Annotated in this window: 22 protein-coding genes and 2 tRNA genes; 15 read left to right on the top strand and 9 right to left on the bottom strand. The window is 63.9% G+C overall.

What is annotated here, in order from left to right; all coding sequences use genetic code 11:
- Positions 1-62 precede the first annotated feature (62 nt).
- Positions 63-386: a WhiB family transcriptional regulator gene (locus AC1TQG_RS02200; protein WP_482135315.1), complete on the top strand. Its 324-nt coding sequence runs from the start codon at positions 63-65 to the stop codon at positions 384-386.
- A gap of 75 nt (positions 387-461) precedes the next feature.
- Here the strand turns inward: AC1TQG_RS02200 and AC1TQG_RS02195 are convergent, their stop codons facing one another.
- The 3 genes from AC1TQG_RS02195 to AC1TQG_RS02185 form a co-directional block, all read right to left on the bottom strand.
- Positions 462-1,778 (bottom strand): ABC1 kinase family protein, encoded by a 1,317-nt coding sequence (locus AC1TQG_RS02195; RefSeq protein WP_482135314.1) that lies wholly within the window; start codon positions 1,776-1,778, stop codon positions 462-464.
- A gap of 48 nt (positions 1,779-1,826) precedes the next feature.
- The gene (locus tag AC1TQG_RS02190) at positions 1,827-2,726 is read right to left on the bottom strand and encodes a hypothetical protein (protein ID WP_482135313.1); all 900 of its coding nucleotides are present in this window, start codon (positions 2,724-2,726) and stop codon (positions 1,827-1,829) included.
- Positions 2,727-2,849: 123 nt separating this feature from the next.
- Positions 2,850-4,211: a zinc-dependent metalloprotease gene (locus AC1TQG_RS02185; protein WP_482135312.1), complete on the bottom strand. Its 1,362-nt coding sequence runs from the start codon at positions 4,209-4,211 to the stop codon at positions 2,850-2,852.
- A gap of 131 nt (positions 4,212-4,342) precedes the next feature.
- Between AC1TQG_RS02185 and AC1TQG_RS02180 the strand changes: the two genes are divergently transcribed.
- Positions 4,343-5,398 carry a YlbL family protein gene (locus AC1TQG_RS02180; RefSeq protein ID WP_482135311.1) on the top strand — a complete coding sequence of 352 codons (1,056 nt, stop codon included), beginning with the start codon at positions 4,343-4,345 and terminating at the stop codon, positions 5,396-5,398.
- A gap of 102 nt (positions 5,399-5,500) precedes the next feature.
- Here AC1TQG_RS02180 and AC1TQG_RS02175 read toward each other — a convergent pair whose 3' ends face one another.
- Entirely contained in the window at positions 5,501-6,106 is a 606-nt protein-coding gene (locus AC1TQG_RS02175) for a PPA1309 family protein (protein WP_482135310.1), read from the bottom strand.
- Positions 6,107-6,390: 284 nt separating this feature from the next.
- Here AC1TQG_RS02175 and AC1TQG_RS02170 point away from each other — a divergent pair, with 284 nt between their 5' ends.
- The 5 genes from AC1TQG_RS02170 (at position 6,391) to AC1TQG_RS02150 (ending at position 11,934) form a co-directional block, all read left to right on the top strand.
- Positions 6,391-9,378, top strand: coding sequence for a UPF0182 family protein (locus AC1TQG_RS02170; protein WP_482135309.1), 2,988 nt, complete (start codon positions 6,391-6,393; stop codon positions 9,376-9,378).
- A gap of 86 nt (positions 9,379-9,464) precedes the next feature.
- Positions 9,465-9,538 (top strand) — tRNA-Met (locus tag AC1TQG_RS02165).
- Positions 9,539-9,767: 229 nt separating this feature from the next.
- Positions 9,768-9,841, top strand: a tRNA-Met gene (locus AC1TQG_RS02160).
- 146 nt (positions 9,842-9,987) lie between these two features.
- Entirely contained in the window at positions 9,988-10,467 is a 480-nt protein-coding gene (locus AC1TQG_RS02155) for a DUF5709 domain-containing protein (RefSeq protein WP_482135308.1), read from the top strand.
- Between the two features lie 390 nt (positions 10,468-10,857).
- Positions 10,858-11,934, top strand: a complete 1,077-nt coding sequence (locus AC1TQG_RS02150) for a zinc-binding metallopeptidase family protein (RefSeq protein ID WP_482135307.1) — start codon at positions 10,858-10,860, stop codon at positions 11,932-11,934.
- Here the strand turns inward: AC1TQG_RS02150 and AC1TQG_RS02145 are convergent.
- The 3 genes from AC1TQG_RS02145 to AC1TQG_RS02135 all read right to left on the bottom strand — a co-directional run bounded on the left by AC1TQG_RS02145 (position 11,931) and on the right by AC1TQG_RS02135 (position 15,315).
- Complete coding sequence (locus AC1TQG_RS02145; RefSeq protein ID WP_482135306.1) at positions 11,931-12,257, bottom strand: transglycosylase family protein; 327 nt, start codon at positions 12,255-12,257, stop codon at positions 11,931-11,933. The two genes, AC1TQG_RS02150 and AC1TQG_RS02145, sit on opposite strands and share 4 nt — an antisense overlap.
- Before the next feature lie 381 nt (positions 12,258-12,638).
- Positions 12,639-13,862: an acyl-CoA dehydrogenase family protein gene (locus AC1TQG_RS02140; RefSeq protein WP_482135305.1), complete on the bottom strand. Its 1,224-nt coding sequence runs from the start codon at positions 13,860-13,862 to the stop codon at positions 12,639-12,641.
- Between the two features lie 85 nt (positions 13,863-13,947).
- Entirely contained in the window at positions 13,948-15,315 is a 1,368-nt protein-coding gene (locus tag AC1TQG_RS02135) for an acyl-CoA dehydrogenase family protein (protein ID WP_482135304.1), read from the bottom strand.
- A 267-nt stretch (positions 15,316-15,582) separates the two neighbouring features.
- Here AC1TQG_RS02135 and AC1TQG_RS02130 point away from each other — a divergent pair, with 267 nt between their 5' ends.
- From AC1TQG_RS02130 to AC1TQG_RS02120, 3 genes are all read left to right on the top strand, one after another.
- Positions 15,583-16,002, top strand: coding sequence for a nuclear transport factor 2 family protein (locus AC1TQG_RS02130; protein WP_482135303.1), 420 nt, complete (start codon positions 15,583-15,585; stop codon positions 16,000-16,002).
- Positions 16,003-16,148: 146 nt separating this feature from the next.
- Positions 16,149-16,568 carry an NINE protein gene (locus AC1TQG_RS02125; protein WP_482135302.1) on the top strand — a complete coding sequence of 140 codons (420 nt, stop codon included), beginning with the start codon at positions 16,149-16,151 and terminating at the stop codon, positions 16,566-16,568.
- Positions 16,565-17,002: a DUF2752 domain-containing protein gene (locus AC1TQG_RS02120; protein ID WP_482135301.1), complete on the top strand. Its 438-nt coding sequence runs from the start codon at positions 16,565-16,567 to the stop codon at positions 17,000-17,002. The genes AC1TQG_RS02125 and AC1TQG_RS02120 overlap by 4 nt, the downstream gene beginning before the upstream one ends.
- 13 nt (positions 17,003-17,015) lie before the next feature.
- On the opposite strand, the gene AC1TQG_RS02115 is transcribed toward AC1TQG_RS02120, so the two are convergent.
- Positions 17,016-17,678 (bottom strand): MBL fold metallo-hydrolase, encoded by a 663-nt coding sequence (locus tag AC1TQG_RS02115; protein WP_482135300.1) that lies wholly within the window; start codon positions 17,676-17,678, stop codon positions 17,016-17,018.
- Positions 17,679-17,717: 39 nt separating this feature from the next.
- A complete protein-coding gene (hisN, locus tag AC1TQG_RS02110; protein ID WP_482135299.1) occupies positions 17,718-18,524 on the bottom strand; it encodes a histidinol-phosphatase in 807 nt (268 codons plus the stop codon).
- Between the two features lie 67 nt (positions 18,525-18,591).
- On the opposite strand from hisN, the gene AC1TQG_RS02105 reads away from it, so the two are divergent.
- The 5 genes from AC1TQG_RS02105 to ftsE all read left to right on the top strand — a co-directional run bounded on the left by AC1TQG_RS02105 (position 18,592) and on the right by ftsE (position 22,423).
- The gene (locus AC1TQG_RS02105) at positions 18,592-18,999 is read left to right on the top strand and encodes a hypothetical protein (RefSeq protein WP_482135298.1); all 408 of its coding nucleotides are present in this window, start codon (positions 18,592-18,594) and stop codon (positions 18,997-18,999) included.
- A gap of 49 nt (positions 19,000-19,048) precedes the next feature.
- A complete protein-coding gene (gene prfB, locus AC1TQG_RS02100; RefSeq protein ID WP_482137229.1) occupies positions 19,049-20,167 on the top strand; it encodes a peptide chain release factor 2 in 1,119 nt (372 codons plus the stop codon).
- A gap of 78 nt (positions 20,168-20,245) precedes the next feature.
- Positions 20,246-21,184, top strand: a complete 939-nt coding sequence (locus AC1TQG_RS02095) for a mechanosensitive ion channel family protein (RefSeq protein WP_482135297.1) — start codon at positions 20,246-20,248, stop codon at positions 21,182-21,184.
- Positions 21,181-21,651, top strand: a complete 471-nt coding sequence (locus AC1TQG_RS02090; RefSeq protein WP_482135296.1) for an Rv3103c transmembrane domain-containing protein — start codon at positions 21,181-21,183, stop codon at positions 21,649-21,651. Before AC1TQG_RS02095 ends, AC1TQG_RS02090 begins: the two co-directional genes overlap by 4 nt.
- 82 nt (positions 21,652-21,733) lie before the next feature.
- Complete coding sequence (gene ftsE / locus AC1TQG_RS02085; RefSeq protein WP_482135295.1) at positions 21,734-22,423, top strand: cell division ATP-binding protein FtsE; 690 nt, start codon at positions 21,734-21,736, stop codon at positions 22,421-22,423.
- Positions 22,424-22,448 lie beyond the last annotated feature (25 nt).

Here is a 22,448-nt window from a genome sequence, read left to right as displayed (position 1 = left end):
CACAGTCGAGGCCCGGGTCCCAAATCAATCCGAGCAGCACATTCGACAGTGGAGGAACCCCAATGACCGAGTTACTCGAGTCATACCGTGACAACAGGTCCGGCGACAACAGTATCGGGGCCTGCGGACTCGCACTGGATGCATCCAAAACGGAGCTTCCGTGCCAGATGGTGGACAGCGACCTGTGGTTCTCTGAGAACCCTGGAGAACTCGAGCAGGCCAAGGCGCTGTGCATCGACTGCCCGCTGCGGCGCGAATGCCTGGCCGAAGCGCTCGAACGCGCCGAGCCGTGGGGCGTCTGGGGTGGCGAGATCTTTGATCAGGGCGTCGTCATCGCACGCAAGCGTCCTCGTGGCCGACCGCGCAAGAATCAGGCCGCGGCATGACAATTCCCCTTCCGTATGCGAAAAGCGGGCGGGCACAAGAACTCTTGTGTCCGCCCGCTCTTTGCTGTGTAAGCCCTATTCGGTCAGGCCGGGAACCCACTTCTCCATGATGGCGCGGTAGGGCGCTTCGGCGTCGAGTTGGGCTGCGATGCCCACACATCCGCCGAGCACCCGGAACACCATCACAAACTCTTTGGGACAGTTCAGGTTTCGTGAGGTCTTGTAGACGTCACCGCGCGGGTCGGAGGCGGCACCCGCGGCGCGCTGCAACCATTTCCGGGTGAAGTGGAACGACTCGCTGTAGAGCGGATCGACGTACGGGCGCAGATACGCCTCGAGGTCGGCGGGGGTCACCTTGTCCTGGTGTGAACGCTGAATGAAGTTCGCGCGCACCATTTCTTCTTTGAGCTCGTCGTATTTCTTGTCGCGGCACAGACGAAGGATCGGCCCGGTGGCCGCAGGCAGTCCGTCCGGGTAGTGGCCAACGGCGCCGAAGTCGAGGATCGCCATACGGCCGTCCGCGAGGAACTGGAAGTTGCCCGGATGTGGATCGCCGTGGACCAAACCGACGCGACTGGGCGAACTGACCTCGAACTCGGTCATCTTGGCGGCGGCGTCGTTGCGTTCGTCGACGGTGCCGTTCTTGATCACCTTCGACATCGGTGTGCCATCGATCCACTCGGAGACAACAACTTTCGGCGCAGAGGCAACTACGCGCGGAACCACGAAGTTCGGGTCGCCCGCAAAGGCCTTGGCAAAGGCCCGCTGGTTGTTCGCCTCGAGGGTGTAGTTGAGCTCGTCCTCGGTGCGCTCGATCAGCTCATCCATCATCGACTTCACGTCGGTGCCGGGGGAGAGTCGTTTGAGCAGGCCGGTCATCCGCGACAGCGTTTTCAGGTCGGCCTTGAGCGCGTGATCCGCGCCCGGGTACTGAACCTTGACGGCCACTTCGCGTCCGTCGTGCCAGATCGCCTTGTGTACCTGGCCGATCGACGCGGACGCGGCCGGTTCATCGGAGAAATCCTTGAACCGCTCACGCCATTTGGTGCCCAGTTGGTTGTCCAGGACCGCGTGCACCTTGTCGGTCGGCAAGGGCGGTGCCTCGGCCTGCAGCTTGGTCAGCGCGTCGCGGAAGGGCTCCCCGAACTCCTCGGGAATCGCGGCCTCCATGATGGAGAGCGCCTGCCCGACCTTCATCGCCCCACCCTTGAGTTCGCCGAGTACTGCAAACAGCTGCTGCGCGGCCTTTTCCATCATGTCCGCGGTGATCTCGTCTTTGTCCCCACCTGCGAGCCGCTTACCGAAGCCCGATGCTGCTCGTCCCGCCACCCCTAACGGAAGCGCGGCGAGCTTGGCGTTTCGCCGCGCCCCGCCGCGTGTGATCTCAGCCATTGAGTTTCCCCTTTCCGATGGACCCGAGCTTAGTTGACGACTGTTGGTTCATTGCGGTAGCCGACAGCCGCACAATGGATGTGGTGACCAGCCCCGGATGACAAGCGATGACGGGTCCGCACGGAACTCGATGGTGGCGTCGAGGCTGGTCGGTGCAGGAAGCGGTTGGGTGCCGCGCCGATCGGGACGGGTTGCCGCTGCCACGTGTTCGACCTCGGCCTGCACGATCGCGGCGGTTCCGGCGATCGTTGCCGACCCGGCCCAGCCGCTCTGACCCAGAAGCTGGGCACTGACGATCGGCCAGTCCCGGTCCCGATCGCGGCGGTGATGGTCGGCACAGTGCAGACAACTCGACAGCCCGGGCAACACCATCGGACCGATCACCCCGGTCCCGTCGCGTAGACGGACCATCAGGTGTGGGATCCGGTGCCGCATCAGACACGACACCAGCCACGGATCGTGACTGAGGAAGTCGGTCAGGATCACCAGATCCGTGGCCCAGGTGACCATCCGGTCCTCGTGGGTGATCGGATCGACCTCGCCGTCGAACAATCGTGGCCGCCGGACCGACTGCACAACCGAGAACTCCGGCTGGGCAAGCGCGTTCGCCGTTGCGTCGGCGAGTGGGCCGGCACCATGGATCCTGATCTGCATCGGTGTGATCGCAGATCTGCTGTGGTGGGCGGTACCGGCGTCGACCAGCGCATCGAGCAGCTCGCGGACCTCGTCGGCCGTCAGTCCCGCCGCCGCTGCCCGGGCGGCGGTGTCCTCGGGGGGCTGTGGACCCGTCAACGACCGCAACAGCGCAGCAAGCCGGTCCGGGACAACATGTGCGGGCGGGTCGATGATCACTGCCCGGTCGGGGTCGTATCCGACCTGGATACGGCCGCCGGGCCGGAGCAAGATCACCGCTCCGGCGCGGAGCAGCGGCAAAGGCGCGAGTGTCATGGCAACACCGAACCAGACCGGTGACGGTCCGGGCGCCCGTCAGCGGCGGGTTATCCACAGGTTTTCGGGGCCGGGACCAGCCGAAACGCGGCCTGTCGGCGTTTGATCAGGATTGGCGGTCCATCAGGCGGTGGGGGTGTCGCCGTCTGCCGGACCCTTGCCTTCTTCTTCGCGCTTGCGGGCCTCGTCGGCGATGGTCTTCTCGAGCTGGGCCATCGGATCGTCGAACGCGTGGCTGCCGCCGCCGATCACCCGGTCGATGAAAGCAGCGGGATGATCGAGATCATCGGCATCGGGCATCAGATCCGGATGTGCCCAGACGCCGTCGCGGGTCTCGACATCTGAGGACTCGGCCAGCTTGCGCCACAGGTCGGCGGCTTCGCGGAGCTTGCGCGGGCGCAGTTCCAGTCCGATCAGCGTGGCAAAGGTCTCCTCGGCCGGACCGCCGGTGGCGCGCCTGCGACGCATGGTCTCGGTCAGTGCGGCCACCGACGGGATCCGATCGGAAAGTGCCTGGGACACGACCGTTTCGACCCAACCCTCGATCAATGCGAGGAGCGTTTCGAGGCGGGTGAGCGCGTGTTGCTGCTGCGGGGTGGTCTTCGGTTCGAACGCCGCGCCACCGGACATCAACTCTTCGAGCTTGCTCGGATCCGACAGCAGGGTGGCGGGGTCGATGCCTGCGGCCGCGTCCTGGATGCCGGAGAAGTCGATGCTGATCCCGCGGGCGTACTCCTCGACCGTCGCGAGCAGTCGCTGGCGCAGCCAGGGCACGTGGGAGAACAGCCGGACGTGCGCGGCTTCGCGGGCGGCGAGGAAGACAATGATCTCTTGGCTTGGTTGTTCGAGGCCCTCGCTGAAGGCGTTGATCGCCTCGGGCAGCAGAACCGCGGTTCCGGTGGGCGCCAACGGAAGACCGATGTCGGTGGAGGTGAGGACCTCCTTGGCGAGCTGGCCGAGGCCCTGACCCAGCTGGGTCCCGAAAGCCATGCTGCCCATCTGGCTGACCATGCCCATCATCGGACCGGCGAACTGTTTCGCCTCGTCCGGAAGGTTCGTCGACCAGCTGCCTGCGATCTGTTCGGCCACCGGATTGCACAGCGACTTCCACATCGGCAGCGTCTTCTCGAGCCAGTCGACGGACGTCCACGCCTCGGTGGTGGTGACCCCGGCAGGCAGAGTGGTCACGTTGTCGAGCCACACCTCGGCCAGGCGCACGGAGTCGGTGATCGCCGACAGCTCACCCTGACTGACAGGGGAGTGCTTGCCGATCTGCTGGCGGGCAAGGCTCGTCGCGACCTGGTAGTTGACCGGTTCGCCGGTGCCACCTGAACCCATGCCCGCGCCCATGCCCGACAGCATCTGCCCGAGCTGCGAGAGCATCTGGCCGAGCTGGTTCGGATCGAAGTCACCGGGCTTCTTGCCAGGATCACCATCCCCGTCGTCGCCGGACGAAGGGGAGAAACCGAAGGGCAAGTCATTCATGCCTCCACGGTACCGGCGAATCGGTCGGTACCCCGAACGTCATGATCAGCTCTGCGCGAAACCGGGGCAGCCGGTCAACCGGCGGCCCGGTGGGGCGGGGTCCCGGGGCGCCGACCCTCTACGCTGGGCTGGTGAAACTGCAGTCCCTCAGAATCGGTCCGGGATACCGGCGGATTGTCACCCTCTTGGTCGCAATGGCATTCCTGATCGTGTTCGTCCTGATCGGAACTCTCGTGAAGGTGCCCTTTGTGGCGCTCGGTCCGGGTCCGACCGTCAACACCCTGGGATCCGTGGACGGCCGCGAGGTGGTGAACATCACCGGTGCCGATCTGGATCCGACCAAAGGCAACCTCAACCTCACGACGGTGTCGGTGACCGACGGCCTGACCCTGTTCCAGGCGATCGGCCTGTGGGTGTCGGGCGACGACGAACTGCAGCCGCGTGACCGGGTTTATCCGCCGGGCAGGTCCAACGAAGAGGTCGACAAAGAGAACCGCCAGCAGATGACGGGGTCGGAGAACTCGGCCACCATCGCCGCGTTGGACTATCTCGACCGTCCCATCGACCTCGAGGTCGCCGGTGTCGCCGAAGACGGCCCGTCCGTCGGCAAGCTGCAGTCCGGTGACGAGATCATTGCGATCAACGGCACCTCGGTCGCCACGTCCGTGGCGCTGCGTGAGGCGCTCGCCGAGATTCCGCCGGGAACCCCGGTCACCCTCGACCTCATCCGCGACGGTCAGCCCGTGACCGAGACGGTGACGCTGCAGCCGGATCCCAAAGACGAGACCAAGGGGATTCTGGGGATCACGTTGTCAGAACAAAATGGTGATCCCAACCTGGACATCAACTTCGATGTCGGCGACATCGGGGGACCGTCGGCGGGCCTGATGCTGACCCTGGCCATCATCGACAAGCTCAGTCCCGGCGAGCTCAACGGCGGCGAGTTCATCGCAGGCACCGGCACAATCGATTCGTCGGGCGATGTCGGGGAGATCGGCGGGATTCTCCACAAGATGCGTGCCGCGCGAGATGCCGGCGCCACCGCGTTCCTGGTCCCGTCCGGAAACTGCGCCGAAGCCAAGACCGATGCCCCGGATGGATTGACCCTGGTCAAGGTCGACACCCTCCCCGACGCGATCAACGCGTTGGCAGATATCGACGCCGGCAGGACCCCGCCGACCTGCTGATCGGATTCGGGCCCGGATCAGGCCCCTGACGGGCTCCGGAGGGCGTGTTGCCCTCCGAACCCGTTACCGTCCGAACCGCTGGTGGGGACGATGTTTGACCGATCAGTCGTCGAACGGGACGTTTTCGAGCGTCGCGGCCAGTGCGGCAACCAGATTCGGTGCCAGCTCCGGATGTTGCAGCAGTTCTATCGGACCGTCAGATTGTTCGTCGTCGTCCGGTGCCAGTTGCAGCAGACACAGAGACCGGCCGTCGCGGAGGACCGCGGCAGCCAATCGTGCGGTCCGGCTGTCGGGGAGGGCTTCGGCAGCGCTGCGGGCGACGTGATCGCCGGAATCGGGGTCGGACACCAGGGGCCCGACGGCGTCGTCGAGGTCGTGCTGCGCCTCGGGCGGCAACACGATGATCTCCTGGACCAGCGCACATCCTTCGACCTCGGACGGCCAGCTGGTGGTGGCCAGGACGTGTTCGAGCTCGGCCATCCCGCTTTCGGGGGAGACCGGCAGGGGCTCCTGCTCGATGAGCGTCAACTCGGAGGTGTCGTGGTCGTCGACCCAGTCGGGTTGGGTGTCGGCGAGCAGCGCGGTGGGCACGAGGGCGAACAGCTGTGGAGGTTGTCCCCAGCCGGCGGCATCGACGAACTCGATCACCTCGCGGATCGCGCTGCCCAAGGCATCAGGGGAGAGGATGGGTGGCTGCGAGTCGGTCACAACTCCATAGTCGCATTGCCGACGGGGCTTTTATGCAATGCCTCGGGAACCGGTGTGGTGGGTCGTCCGTTGGCAGTGACAAGAACCACACAAACCGTCGGAAGTTCGCCGTCGAAGCCGGTCTGCGCAGGGATAGGTAGTGTTCTAAGCGAATGCACAGTACTTGCGGGCCGCCCGCAGTAGCCCCCGGCTATAACCACCTGCCGACTGCGGTTTTTCGATAAGTAAAGTGTTCGTCAAGGACCGGCCGCGGTGCGTCCGGCAAAAAGCTGGGAGTAGTTCACGTGGGAATCCGGGGTCCGGCAGCGATGCCATCGCTGTCGCGACGTAGCAAGGCGCTCATCGCAGTCGCAGTAGCCGTACTGCTGATCTTGTTGGTGGGTCCGAGGTTCATCTCGATCTACACCGACTGGCTGTGGTTCGACGACATCGGCTATCAGTCGGTGTTCTCCAAGATCATCTGGACGCGCATCGCGGTGTTTGCGATCAGTGCCGTCATCGCCGGTCTGATCGTCTTCGGCGCGCTCTGGCTCGCATACCGCAGTCGGCCGGTCTTTGTGCCGACCAGCGGGCCGGGAGATCCGATCGCCCGCTACCGCACGGTCGTGATGAGCCGGATCCGCTGGTTCGCGATCATCCCGTCCGTCCTGGTCGGTCTTCTCGCCGGTCTGGTGGCACAGGGTTCGTGGGCGACGATCCAGGTGTTCCTGCACGGTGAGTCGTTCGGGATCAAGGACCCGCAGTTCGGACTCGACGTCGGTTTCTACGCATTCGATCTGCCGTTCTACCGGTTTGTGCTGAACTTCCTGTTCGTCATCGTGGTGATCGCGTTCATCGTGAACCTGGTGACCCACTACATCTTTGGCGGGATCCGCCTGGCCGGACGTGGGGGATCGCTCACCAACGCGGCCCGCGTCCAGCTCGCGGTCATCGCCGGAACCTTCTTGCTGCTCAAGGCGGTTGCCTACTGGCTCGATCGGTACACCCTGCTCAGCAGCACCCGAAAGCAGGAGATCTTCACCGGCGCCAGCTTCACCGACATCAATGCGGTGCTGCCGTCGAAACTGATCCTGATGGCGATCGCGATCATCTGTGCACTGGCATTCTTTGCCGGTGTGGTGCTGCGGGATCTGCGTATCCCGGCACTGGCAACCGCGATGATGCTGCTCTCGGCACTGGTCATCGGTGTCGGCTGGCCCGCGGCGATGGAACAGTTCTCGGTCAAGCCGAACGCGGCAGAAAAAGAAGCCGAGTTCATCAGCCGGAACATCACGGCCACCGAGCAGGCGTACGGCATCGGTGCGGACAAGATCAACTACCAAGAGAACTGGACCGGCCAGCCGGTCAACCAGACGCAGGTCGATCAGGACGAGCCGACCCTGTCCAACATTCGAATCCTCGATCCAAATATCGTGTCGCCGGCATTCACCCAGCTCAAGCGGCAGCAGAACTTCTACGGATTCCCCAGTCAACTGGCTCTGGACCGGTACACGGTCGACGGTCAGCTGCGCGATTTCGTGGTCGCGGCGCGAGAGCTCGATCCGAGCAAGTTCGAGGCAAACCAGCAGAACTGGCTCAACAAGCACACCGTGTACACCCACGGCCAGGGATTCATCGCCGCGCCGGCAAACACCGTCAACGAAGCGGTTTCGAACGAGAACGATGTCACCAGCGGTGGCGGCGAGCCGGTGTTCTACGTCAGCGACCTGACCAACTACCAGACCGAGGAATACAAGAAGACCGCCCCGATCCAGGTCTCCCAGCCGAGGATCTACTTCGGCGAGCTCATCGCCAAGGTCAACCCCGATTACGCGATCGTCGGTTCGGACAACGGCCAGGCGCGGGAGTTCGACACGGCCGACTCGACATACACCTATCAGGGTGATGCCGGTGTGCCGCTGTCGAATTGGTTCAATCGGATGGCGTACTCGATCAAATACACCGAACGCAACATCCTGCTGTCCGGTGCGATCAACAAAGATTCGAAAATCATCTACAACCGTGACCCTCGCGACCGGGTGAAGAAGGCGGCGCCGTGGCTCACCGTCGATTCCAAGACTTATCCCGCCGTGATGGCGGACGGTTCGGTCAAGTGGATCGTCGACGGTTACACCACCCTCGATGCCTACCCGTACGCACAGAAGATGTCGCTGGACGATGCGACTTCTGATGCGCAGGAACTGAATCAGGGCCAGACGGGTCGATCACAGGTCAACAAGCAGATCTCCTACGTACGCAACTCCGTCAAGGCGACGGTGGATGCATATTCCGGCGAGGTCAAGCTCTACCAGTTCGACGAACAGGATCCGGTACTCAAGACCTGGATGAAGGTCTTCCCCGACTCCGTCGAGTCGCGCGCCGAGTTCGACAAGAACGTCAGTTTGAGCGAGCATGTGCGGTACCCGGAGGATCTGTTCAAGATCCAGCGGTCACTGCTGACCAAGTACCACGTGGACAGCCCTCAGACGTTCTTCCAGGGCGACGCATTCTGGTCGGTGCCTGCTGATCCAACCGACAGCGCGGCCGTCACGCAGGGCCTCGATCAGCCGCCGTACTACTTCGTCGCGGCCGACCCGGAATCGAAGGAACCGTCGTTCCAGTTGACCTCGGTGTTCAACGTCTTGAAGCAGGAGTTCCTGTCGGCCTATCTGACCGTCTCGTCTGATCCCAAGAACTATGGGCAGATGACCATCAAGACGTTGCCGGCGAATACCCAACGTGAGGGTCCGAAACAGGTTTTCAGTGCGATGGAGACCGATGGTCGCGTCGCCGAGAGTCGGAAGAACCTCGAGAACACCGCGAATGTCACGTTCGGCAACCTGCTGACATTGCCGGTGGGCGACAACGGCATCTTGAGCGTGGTCCCGATGTACGCCCAGGCGAAGAGCACCGCGGGTACCTTCCCGCGACTGTTCAGGGTGATCGTTCGGTACAACAACAAGATCGGGTACGCACCGACGGTTGCCGGTGCCCTCAGGGGCGTCGGGATCGATCCGTCGTCGGTGGCCGACATATCCGAGGCCGACGTCGAACCGACCACTCCGCAGCCGGAGGGACAGACATCGGCAACGCCGGAGCAGACACCGGCGCCGGGGAACACTCAGGGAGCCGTTCCTGCCTCACCCGAGCGCGATGCGGTCGTCAATCGGATGAATACGGCGATCGGTGCGATGGAGGAGGCGATGAAGTCGGGCGACTTCACCGCCTACGGAAAGGCGCAGTCTGATCTGCAGGCGGCCATTTCAGATTATGAGGCATTGCCCACGAGCTAGCGTTCGCGCAGTTCAAGGCAGGTGATGCGCGTTACAGGCCGGCGATTTGGAGCTGGAAGGACCGGCCTGTAACGTTGTATTCACACCGCGGGGTGGAGCAGCTCGGTAGCTCGCTGGGCTCATAACCCAGAGGTCGCAGGTTCAAATCCTGTCCCCGCTACGAAGGTCAAGAGGCCCTCGAGACAATGTCTCGAGGGCCTCTTGCTTTGTCCGGACCGCGCCCAATGGCATGGCGACACCCAGGCCGGCAGCAACACCGGCGCAGGCGGGAACGAGGTACTCATCGAGCATCAGTCGAGTATCACCGCCGCCACGGTTGTGGGCCTCTTACGTTGGTAGATAAGGCGATTTGGTTTCAGATGCACTGGCCTGTAACGTTGTATTCACACCGCGGGGTGGAGCAGCTCGGTAGCTCGCTGGGCTCATAACCCAGAGGTCGCAGGTTCAAATCCTGTCCCCGCTACGAAGGTCAAGAGGCCCTCGAGACAATGTCTCGAGGGCCTCTTGCGTTGCATTTCCAAGCGCGCATTCTTTTCGCGACCGCGCTGCTTGCGGAGCGCGATCGGTGGGAAGGATGCGCGGCGCCGATCCTGGTGGCATCGTGGGTAGATGACCAACATTCCTGACGGCACGCCGGAAGGTTCGACCGGCGAGTACAGCCTGGACGAGGACGATCAGCTCCAGCCTGAAGACACCCTCGACTACCGCGGTGTCGACGACATCCTCGATGAGGGCTACTCACCGCCGGAACGACCGCTGGGGACGGACAAGTTCGGTCTGACCCCCGCCGAACAGGCCGCCGGTGAGAGTCTGGCCCAACATCTGGCCGAGGAAGAGCCCGATCCCGCCTCGAAGGCCTACCAGCCGGAGAAGCAAAAAGAAGACTGGCGCAGTGACGAGTTCGATTCGGATCCGGAGTTCCCCGTTGACTATGAGGTCGGAAATCGGCGGGCCGGACGGTTGGTCGCCCCCGACGAAGGCACCGCGGTCCACGACATCCAGGAACGGGTGGCGACCGACGCCGGTATCGATGGCGGGGCGGCCTCGGCCGAAGAAGCCGCCGTGCACGTGATCGACGACGAGGACTGATCTGTAGGCCTCTGCAGCCGGGACCAACCGTTGTGGAGTGCGTCGACCAGGTCTCGCCGGTGTTCCGGGGGTAGGTCCTGACCCGTCGTCGTCGATGAGGTCGAACATCCGCGGGTGGTCACCGGTCCTGGCAAGCGTTTGGAGTGTGCCCTGGAGCTCGGGCATCCGGCCACCTCCGGGACGGGCCGATAGGCCGGTGTGGAGCCGTAGAAGGCCAGCAGCGTCCGCACGCCGGCGACGGCGGTGGCGAGTTCGGATTCGGTGCGTCCGACACCGCAGATCACCTGCGGGGTGAACAGCCCGTCGATGATTGCGGTGGTTTGGTTGATGTTCACGTTGTGATCGTCGATGTGCCGCACCAAACCGGACACGGTGTGCCAGGCTGTGGATATGCGTGCTTTCGACTGTCCCGAGTGCGGGGGACCAGCCCCGTTCGAGGCACAGAGCTGCCCCACCTGTCAGGTACCGCTGGCGTTCCACCTGCCCTCGATGCGACTTGTTGCCATCCCCGGTGACTCGGTCACGGTCGACGGCACCCGACTGTTGCGATGCTCGAACTGGGCGTGGGAGTGCAACTGGCTCGTTGCCGACGATTCCGGCAGTGGACAGTGTTTTGCTGGATCCTTCATCCGCACTCGGCCGGACGCCGACGACACCCTGGCTCTGGAGAAATTGGCGCAGACGGCGAAGTCATTGCGCCGGTTGCTTTTTCAGTTGCTCGACCTGAACCTTCCGGTTGAGCCCTACTATCGACATGACGGTGGACTGGCCTTCGATCTGCTCTCGAGCCGAACGTCGGGTACCCCGGTGGTGATCGGGCATGCCGGTGGTGTGATCACCATCGACCTCGCTGAATCACTTGACGCGCACCGAGAATCGTTGCGGGTGCGCCTCGGTGAACCGTATCGGACGATGCTCGGCCATTTCCGCCACGAGGTCGGCCATTACTACCAGAGCATCTTGGTGGAAAACGGTCCGATGATCGACGAATGCCGAACCCTCTTCGGGGACGAGCGAACGAGTTACGCCGATGCGATGAACCGGCACTACAGGTTTGGGGCTCCACAGGGCTGGGAGCAGTCGTACATCTCCGAGTACGCGACGATGCATCCGTGGGAGGACTTCGCCGAATGCTTTGCCCACTACCTGCACATCACGGACACGTTGGCGACGGCATCCGAATCCGGGTTGGCCGTGCACGCCGACCGGGTGCGGTGGAAGCCGGCGGCCGATGTCGTACCCCGCACTGACTATTCGGGTGCCGGTATCGACGAGTTGCTCGGGGACTGGCACATCCTGTCCGACGTGTTCAACCGGATCAACCAGTCGATGGGCAAGGGCGATCTGTACCCGTTCACGATCTCAGAGCCGGTGGTCCGCAAACTGGAGTTCGTACACCGGGTGATCGTCACCGCCGGAGCCAGGCGTTCGGCTCCGGCGGTGACCCACAGTTCTGCTCAGGCTTAGAGATTCTGTCCGCAGACCGGCCATGCGCCGGCACCCTGAGTGGCAAGGACGTTCTCGGCCACGCGGATCTGTTCTTCGCGACTGTTGTCGGAGGCGCTGCCGACACCGCCGTTGGCCTCCCAGGTGGACTGGGAGAACTGCAGTCCGCCGTAGTAGCCGTTGCCGGTGTTGATCGCCCAGTCGCCGCTGCTCTCGCACTGGGCGACAGCGTCCCAGTTGTGCTCACCCTCCGCTGAGGCGTTGGCGGCAAAAGCGCCCAACGGCGCCAGGGTCAGCGCGCCGGTCACAGCGGTCCGGACGGCAAGCTTACGAATATCGGTCATTGGTTTCCTCCTCGCACCGCAGCTCCCCGGATTTCGGGCAGCAGGGGATCGGTGATTTTCCGTTGACATGCCCAGGTCGTCCTGAGCACGTTGGCGACAGTACGGGTGGATCACGGAAAGGTCACGCTGGTGGTGTTTCAGCGCTAAAAGACCAGTGCTGCATGCGGTTTGGGTCCGCGCAGGTCAGTCGGGAGAAAACGCGTCGATTTCAATTGCCTGATTGAACGAAGATTGTGACGGGGAACACAATTATGGCGCCGGGTATGCCGGATTCGGTCACAGCGCCGAAAGTCGTTGGGCCCCAGAGCGCAGAGAGCCCCGCAGGCAACCCCTCGATGCCGCGGGACTCTCTGATGTGCGAGTGGTGAGCTCGCCGGGTGCCTACTTGAGTTGGGCGCTGCTCTTGCCGAGAACCCGGCGGGCGATGATCAGGTTCTGGATCTGCTGTGTGCCCTCGAAGATGTCGAGGATCTTCGAGTCGCGGGCCCACTTCTCGAGCAGGAGCCGCTCTGAATAGCCCAAGGTGCCGGCGAGTTCCACCGTCTTGGTGGTGACGTCGGTGACGGTGCGACCGGCCTTGGCCTTGGACATCGAAGCCTCTTTGGAGTTCGGCTCCTTGTTGTCGGCCATCCAGGCTGCCCGCAGCGAATGCAGGTACGCGGCTTCGTAATCCGCCTCCATGCGGATGAACTCGGCGGCCGCGGCGTGCTGGTTGTTGACCGGCTTGTCGTAGTCGATCTCGACGCCGGCTTCTTCGAGCAGCCTGCGCAGCTCTTCGAGTGCGGCGCGGGTGACACCGACGGCCATCGCGGCCACCAGTGGTCGGGTGTTGTCGAAGGTCTGCATGACCCCGCCAAAGCCCTTCTTGACATCGACTTCCGGTGAACCGAGCAGGTTTTCGGCCGGCACCCGGACGTTGTCGAAGCGCAACACGGCGGTGTCGGAAACCCTGATGCCGAGCTTGTGCTCGAGGCGCACCACTGTGAGGCCTTCGCTCTCGCGCGGCACCACAAAGCTCTTGATGGCCGCGCGGCCCAGGCTCTTGTCGACCGTTGCCCAGACCACGATGTGGCTGGCGCGTGAGCCGGCCGTGACAAAGATCTTCTCACCGTTGATGAGGTAGTCGTCGCCGTCGCGGGTGGCCGTGGTGGACACGGCGGCCGAATCGGATCCGAAACTCGGTTCCGTGATGGCCATCGCGGCCCACACCTTGCCGAACTTGGCGATCTGCTCATCGGTTGCCACTGCGGCGATCGCTGCGTTGCCCAGGCCCTGGTAAGGGATCGTCAACATCATTCCGGCGTCGCCCCAGCAGGTTTCGAGTGCATTGAGCACCGACTGCATGTTGCCGCCGTTGACAACCGCGCCCGCAGGGAGTTCTTTCTTGTCCTTCTTCTGGCTGCGGCCGCCGTCGGCGCCCGCGCCTGCTGCGCCGGCCTCGGACAAGCCGTCGTACAGGCTGGCGAGGGTGTCGAGTTCGACCGGGTAGTCGTGCTCACGCAGGTCGTACTTGCGGGAGATGGGCCGGAAGATCTGGGCAGCGGCCTGGTGGGCCTGATCGACCGTCGCGTTCAGCTTCCGGGGAAGCTCGAGATTGATAGCCATATCTGTTGTCTTTCGGTGAAAGTCGACGTCGTAGACGTGGAGAAGGTGACGTCAGGGGCGAATGGGGGAGGCGTGGGCGGTGTCCCTAGAGGACAACGATGCCTTCGCCGATGGCGGCGCCGCGCAGGTCGCGGAACCAGCGTTCCACCGGATGCTCCTTCGTGAATCCGTGTCCGCCGAGCAACTGCACACCGTCCGAACCGATCTGCATGCCCTTGTCGGCGGTGAGCTTGCGGGCCAGGGCGGCCTCGCGCGCAAACGACAAGCCCTGCTCGGCGCGGGCGGCCCCGCGCAGGGTCACCAGGCGGATCGAGTCGAGCTCGGTTGCCATGTTGGCCACCATGAATGCCACGGCCTGGCGATTGGAGATCGGTTCGCCGAACGCCTCACGTTCGTTGACATACGGGATGACGTAGTCGAGAACCGCATGTGCGGTGCCGACGGCCAGCGATGACCAGCCCAGGCGCGAGAGCCGGACGACGTCGCGGTAGGCGTTGTAGGCGGCCTCGCCCTCTTCTTCACCGAGCAAGGCACCGGTGGGCACGGTGACGTCGGTCAGCAGCAGTCGGCCCATTCCGGCGGCGCGGACGCCCATACCCGGATCGGCTTCTACGACAAGGCCATTGGTGCCGGACTCGACGATGAACAGCGCGGGCCTGCCATCGAGTTGTGCGCCGATGATGAACAGCTCCGACGAACCGGCGGCCGGGACAAACGACTTCACTCCGTTGAGCCGGTATCCGCTCGGTACGCGAGTTGCCTTGGTCGCAGGCGACAGAGCGTCGAACAGTGGCCGCGGCTCGGCGATGACAACCGCCGACTGGGGCACATTCTCGCCGGCGTAGGCGGGCAGGTAGGTCTTCTGCTGGGCATCGCTGCCGAACTGCGTGAGAGTGGTGGCCACACCGCTCGGGGCGAGGAGCGGCAGCGCCAGGCCCATGTCGCCGTACGCCATCGCTTCGGCGACCAGTGAGTTGGTGACCACACCGCGCTCGCTGGCGGCGCCGTCGAACTCCTCGGGGACATTCACCATGGTGATGCCCAATTCGGCACTGCGGGTGAGGATTTCCGCAGGAGTGGCGGCGGCGGCATCGGCGTCGTAGGCGGCAGGCCGCAGGATTTCGATTGCGAACTCCTTGACGGTGTCCGCGATCATCTTCTGTTCGTCATCGGGATACAGGTTGAAGTAGTCCTTGGGGGTGGTGGCCAGGCGCTTGGCCTTGCCGCCGCCCTGCGCTGCGGCAAATGCGCGGTTCGCGGCACCGATCGTCTTGAATCCGGTTTTGGTGCCCTCGTACGCAATTCGGTTGAGTGGCTCGCGAATCTTGTACTTGTCGGCGAACTCAGAGCCCGTCACCGTGGTCAGCACGCGCATAGCGGTACCGATTGCGGAGCGTCGACGGGGGTTCTTGCCAACAGCGGACGTGTCGCGGGGCTCGGTATGAGTACTCATTCTCACCAGCTTGTCTCGTGCGTGTGTGGGCGTGGCTGCTGTCCGGACGGTGCCCGGACACAGTTGATCTTACTCAACAGTAAGAACGACCTTACTCCGGAGTAAGGTCGTTTGTCACGCCCCTTCGCTTTCGCCTGGTTTGCCGGCACCTGGGACGGCGGTGCTGTGGCAGGCGCAGTGGATCCACCTCGTCGGATGCACCCGAAAATGTCTCGATGAGCGGGACAGCCGCACCGGCTTCACCAGTTCGCCGAGGAAGATGAAGCCATGCACGAGCCTCTTCGCGATCGCTTCCAGATCATCGACAGTCTGCACCACGTGGCCACCTTGCTCGACGCGAAGGACTGGCCGGGTTTCGCCGCGGCGCTCGCGGAGGACGCCGTGGCCTACGGCCGGACCGGGGCAGCCGAGGTGGTCGCCCGCGTTCGCTCCCACCTCGACGTCTGCGGTGCCACTCAACACATGCTCGGCAACATCGAGATCGAGATCGACGGTGACGCGGCAGGAACGCGATCGTACTTCCGGGCCTTTCACTGCGGCCTCGGAGATCGTGCCGGGGTGACGTACGAATGTCTCGGCGAGTACCGGGACGAGTGGCGTCGCGGACCGTCTGGCTGGTTGCTGTCCGGGAGAGTGATCGATGTCCGTGCCGAGATCGGCGACCGGGGCGTCATCGCGCCCGCCTGAGCCGAGCGGTTAGATGGCTCGTCGCACGCATGAAGCATTCTTCATATCGTCGCTGCTCACGTGGGGTGTCTCCGGGCGTCATTCAATCAAGCCAAATTTTCGCGTGGTACCGATCTACGCCCGTCCGGTGTCATAGCCTTCCCCTCATGACGCAACCTCCTCCCGGCTTCTCGCCGCAGCCGCCCCAGCCAGTGGGCGGCCCCCAGAACGACACATTCATCGTTTCGATGTTCGGTCAGGAACAGGGCCCGATGGGCTACCAGGATCTGGCCGGGTTGGTCCGCTCCGGTCAGGTCAAGCCCGAGACCCAGATTCGTACCCAGACCAGCAGCTGGTTCCCGGTGTCGCAGGTGCCCGGTCTGTTCTCCTCCAAGGAGTGGCTGACCGCCCTGCTGATCTCGGTGTTCGTGGGTGGATTCGGTATCGACCGCTTCTACCTCGGATACACCGGCCTGGGAGTTGCCAAGCTCCTCACCTGTGGTGGGCTGGGCATATGGACGCTCATCGACATCGTGCTCATCGCGATGCGCAAGGTTCCCGACTCGGACGGCCTGCCGCTGAAGTGACGGCCTTGCCGACCCGACGGCGACCCGAACGAGCTGTTCGGGTCGCGGCCGGTGTCGGTGCCGCGGCGATCGTCACGGCATTCGCCGTCACCCCGGCGCTGAGCACGTCCGGTCCCACGCTCTGCCCGATGCGGCTGGTCACCGGTCTGCCTTGTCCCGGTTGTGGTTTGACCCGCAGTTGGACCGCTGCGGCACACGGACACTTTGCCGACGCCTTCTCGTACAACCTCTTCGGCCCGATCAGCTTGATCGCTGTCGCCGCACTTGTGATCGCGGTTGCCGTATTGCAAGTGCGGAAGCGCCCGATGGCACCGATCGTTCGGGCTCTGCGCAATCCCATCGTGATCGCCGCCGTAGCACTCTGGGTGCTCTACGGGATTGCCCGCGTGATCGATCAACTCGCCGGCACCGGGATCTTCCCCGACATCGCGTAGCGAGGATCGCCGCCTAGGTGAGTGTCAGTGCGTCCTGGTCCGGGAGGACGATGAATTCGGTTGCCGGATCGCTCATTTCGGACAGCCGCGCATAGTGCAACTTCAGTCCGACATTCGACAGCAGGCCCTGATGGATCGGGAAACTCAGGCGCGGGCTCACCGCGCGGAGGTAATCAATGGCCTCGCTGATCTTCATCCACGGAGCCATCGCAGGCATCGCCAGTACGTCGACCTTCTCGTCCGGGATGAACAGCGAATCGCCCGGATGCATGAGCTGGGCCGGATTCTTGTTGTCGCCCAGCAGGTATGCGACGTTGTCGATGGTGGGGATGTCCGGGTGAATCACCGCGTGGGTGCCGCCTGCGATACGTGCGGTGAGCGCGCCGATGGCGAACTCGTCGCCCGGGTGGGCGGCGGTCCACGTACCTGCGACGTCGTCGCCGTTGAGCTGCGCAGTGGTCTGCGGATCGGCGTACAGGACCGCATCGGGGTTGCCTGCCACCAGATCCGGCAATGCCGCCACGTCGACGTGATCGGGATGCTGATGGGTGATCAAGATGGCGTCGAGGTCGGTGACACCGGTGAATCCGTGCGAGAAGTTGCCCGGATCGAACAAAACCTTGGTGCCGTCGAGTTCGACGAGGATGCAGGAATGCCCAAAATGTGTGATCTGCATGAGATCAAGTATGCGCCTCGGGTGGGCACCAAGTAGGAATCAGGCAGGCGTCAGCGCCGTCAGAACCTTCGGCTGCAGGATCCCGTTGGAGGCGACGGCGCTGCCCCGGTGTGGCCCGGCGATCCCGTCGAGTCCGGTGAACGTGCCGCCGGCCTCGCGAACCAGGATGTCGAGCGCGGCCAGGTCCCACAGCGACACCTCGGGCTCGGCGGCGACGTCCACCGCACCTTCGGCGACCAGGCAGTAGTTGTAGAAGTCGCCGTAGCCCCGGACCCGCCAGACAGTGTCGGTCAGATCGATGAACTCATCGCGGATACCCCGGTCGCGCCAGCCCGACAGACTCGAGAAGGCCAGGCTCGCGGAGGCGAGGTCGGAAACCTGCGACACCTGGATACGCCGGACCGAACCGTCGGGGGACTGGGCGAAGGCACCGTCGCCGGCACTTGCCCACCATCGGCGGCCGAGCGCCGGTGCGCTGACAACTCCGACCCGGGGAACCCCGTCGACGAGCAGTGAGATCAGGGTCGCCCACACCGGAACGCCGCGGACGAAGTTCTTGGTGCCGTCGATCGGATCGATCACCCACTGGCGTCCGGTCAAGGCCACATCGCCACCGAACTCTTCACCGAGGACCGCGTCATCGGGCCGAATCTGCTGGAGTTCATTGCGCAGGCTTGTCTCGACCGCCAGATCGGCATCGGAAACCGGCGTCAGATCGGGTTTGGAATCAACCTGCAGATCCATGGCGCCGAACCGGTCGATGGTGATGATGTCGGCGAGCTCGGCCAGCGACAACGCGAGCTCTAGGTCGCTCGAAGCGTTCGGCAGGCCACTTGAGTCGGTCACGGTTTGCCACGCTACCCGGCACTAACCTGGAACCCACCGACCCCACCATCTCAGGAGCCAACCGGCCATGTTCGAGATCATCATCATCCTCATGTTCGCGGCGATGCTCGGCGCCGTACTCGTCCAGTGGCGGCGTTCGCGTCCGGGCCGGCCCACTGGCGGCGCGCCAGGGGACCCACGTTTTGTGAACCGGGTGCCGGGCACGTTGAAGGTGACGGGGGTGTCCGACAAACCCGTCGAAGGGGACAAGAACAACCAGGTCTTCTGCACGGTCTCGGGAACCATCACCGGCCCGGACACATCTCCGACCGACGTCTACGGCCGTTTTGTGGTCACCATGGCGATGAGTTGGCCGTCGATCGGGGACGAGATCCCGGTGACCTACAAGCCAGGCAAAGCCGAGTCGACGTGGGAGATCGCCGGCCCGATCGGTGACGAACCCGGCGGCGCCGGACCCAACCTGCGCAAAGACTGAGAACTACGCAGATAGGACTCTGTCCCCAAGACCGGTAGCCTGAGTGACCGTGCATCCAGACGTTTCAGCAGACATCGACGCCCTCGATTCGACCCTGACCACAGTGGAGAAGGTTCTCGATCTCGAGGAGCTCCGGCGACGGATCGACGAACTCGAGCATCAGGCCGCTGATCCGGAACTGTGGAACAACCAGGATCACGCCCAGAAAGTGACCAGCGAGCTCTCGCACGCGCAGACCGAATTGCGGCGCGTCTCCGAATTGCGCCAGCGTGTCGAGGACATGCCGCTGCTCTATGAGCTGGCCGAATCCGAAGAAGGCGACTCCCAGGTCGAGGCGCTCGCCGATGCCGATGCCGAGCGTGCCTCACTGCGCGCCGACATCGAGGCGATGGAAGTCAAGACCATGCTCGCCGGTGAGTACGACCACCGTGATGCGCTCGTCAACATCCGGTCCGGCGCCGGTGGCGTGGACGCCGCCGACTGGGCCGAGATGCTGATGCGCATGTACATCCGCTGGGCCGAGAAGCACGATCACAAGGTGGAGGTCTACGACACCTCCTACGCCGAAGAGGCCGGCCTCAAGTCCGCGACGTTCGCCGTGAAGGGGCCGTACATGTACGGCACACTCTCCATCGAAATGGGGACCCACCGGTTGGTGCGGATCAGCCCGTTCGACAACCAAGGGCGTCGCCAGACGTCGTTTGCCGAGGTCGAGGTGCTACCTGTGGTCGAAACCACAGATCATATCGACATCCCGGAAACCGAACTGCGCGTTGATGTTTACCGATCGTCCGGCCCCGGTGGGCAGTCTGTGAACACTACGGACTCCGCTGTACGGCTCACACATATTCCGACCGGTATCGTGGTGACTTGTCAGAACGAGAAGAGCCAATTGCAGAACAAGGCAGCCGCCATGCGCGTGCTGCAGGCAAAGCTTCTCGAACGTAAACGCAAAGAAGAGCGCGCCGAGATGGACGCTCTCAAGGGCGACGGCGGGTCCAGCTGGGGCAACCAGATGCGGTCATATGTGCTGCATCCGTACCAGATGGTCAAAGACCTGCGGACCGAGTACGAGGTCAACAACCCGACTGCGGTGCTCGATGGTGACATCGACGGATTCATCGAGTCGGGTATCCGGTGGAGGATGGCGCAGAACGCGAGCGCCTGAATCTGACGGCTACCCGATCGTCGGAGATCACGCAGCAGCCGCCGCCGCCATCACACGACCTGGAGGACCACCCGATTGATGCATGACTTCAATGCGCTTGTCACGGCTTCCCCGGACGGTCTGGCCGGATCGGATCGCTTGATCCGTTGGCTGTCCCTGCAGGGGCTATCGATCCTGCTGTGGGTGGTCGGTGCTCTGTTGGTGACCCGGTTCATCCAGTGGATGGTCAACAAGATCACCACCCGGATCGACGCGGGCTTCGCCGAATCCGACGCCCTGGTGCGATCGGAGGCCATCAAACATCGCCATTCCGTTGCGCAGGTGATCGCGTGGGGTGCCATCGCGATCGTCTACATCATCGCCGGTTTCAGCATCGTCCGTGAGCTCGGCGTGCCCATCACCGGGTTCGTGGCGCCGGCAACAGTGCTCGGCGCGGCTCTCGGTTTCGGTGCCCAGCGCATCGTGCAGGACCTGCTCTCGGGATTTTTCATCATCACCGAGAAGCAGTACGGATTCGGTGACGTCGTCAGTCTGGCGATCGTGGGTTCCGCGGAACCGGCAGAGGGCACCGTCGAAGATGTCACCCTGCGGATCACCAAGCTGCGCTCGGCGGACGGTGAGATGATCACGATTCCCAACGGGCAGATCGTGAAGGCCGTCAACCTGTCGAAGGACTGGGCCAGGTCGGTTGTCGACATCCCGCTACCGATCGGGGTCGACATGGGCCGGGTCAACGACCTGATCGCCCAGATCGGGGAGCAGGCGTTCAGCGACGCCCGCATGGGCAAGTTGCTGCTCGACGAACCGACCGCGATGGGCGTCATCGACATCGAGGTCGACACGGTGACCGTGCGGATCGTGGCGCGAACATTGCCCGGCCGCCAGTTCGAGGTCAGTCGGGACCTGCGATCGCGGCTCGTTCGGGCGTTCAGCCGGGCCGGTATCGCGCTCGCTCCCGGATCGGTCATCGAAACCAGCGCGGTGGATCCCGCCGCTGCCGAGGAGGCAAGCCGATGAGCGACGAGACGCCGACCAACCCCACTGCCGCACAGCCGGCCGAACCGAAAAAGTCGCTGTGGGAACGCATTCCGCCACGGTTGTTCCACGGGAAGGTCCGGACCACCACCGTGGTCCTCGGTGTGCTGTTCCTCGCCGCGCTCGTCCTGTACGGCCAGCGGTCCGACCACTATGCGCAGGTGGACGAGCAAGACCGTCAGGCCAGGGTCGAGCAGGTGCAACAGCCGCGAACCACCACTCCGGTAACCGAGACCCCCGTGCCGGAACCGGAGTACAGCGAAACGCCGGAGTCCACGCAAGAACAGTCGACCACCACGACCCCCGAGACCGATCAGACCGTCGAGACGACAGAGCAAGAGCGAAACGGTCCGCAGACCCAAACGGTGCCGCCGCCGGCGTCCACGTCGGAGTCGACCCGCGGACTCCTGCCCGGACTGGAATTACCGACGATGAGTATCGCCCCGTGAATCGGGCTGTCGGGAACTGTGTCCGGCCCCGCCGGGCACGCCTGAGCGGTTTGTGGCACATCCGTGGTTACACTGGCAGACCGTGATCAGCGTCAAGAATGTGACGATGCAGTACAAGGCATCGACCCGGCCCGCACTGCGGGATTTGTCCCTCGACGTCGACAAAGGCGATTTCACGTTTCTCATCGGGCCCTCCGGCTCGGGCAAGTCGACGTTCTTTCGGCTGCTGCTGAAAGAAGACAAACCCACCACGGGTGATGTCTACGTCGGCGACTTCCACGTCAACAAGCTGCCCAGCCGGAAGGTGCCGAAGCTCCGGCAGTCGGTCGGATGTGTATTCCAGGACTTCCGGCTGTTGCAGCAGAAGTCGGTGGCCGAGAACGTGGCATTTGCCCTCGAGGTCATCGGAAAGCCGCGCAGCACCGTCGACAAGGTGGTGCCCGAGGTCCTCGAATACGTCGGGCTGTCCGGCAAGGCCGACCGCATGCCGTACGAGCTATCTGGTGGCGAGATGCAGCGCGTGGCGATAGCCCGCGCCATCGCGAACCGGCCGCTGCTCCTGCTCGCCGACGAGCCGACCGGAAACCTCGATCCCGACACCAGTCGCGAGATCGTCGAGGTCCTCGACCGGGTGAACCGCCGCGGAACCACCGTGGTGATGGCAACCCATGACCGGGCGATCGTCGATTCGATGCGCCGCCGGGTCCTCGAGTTCAGCAACGGACGCCTCGCCCGCGACGACGAGCACGGCGTGTACGGCCTCGGCGGCTGAGTAGCAGTCTCACCCTCAAGACTTT

Source organism: Williamsia sp. Y844 (assembly GCF_056786475.1).
The sequence above is the reverse complement of the archived record's forward strand: the minus strand, read 5'-3'. Positions and strand labels throughout refer to the sequence as shown.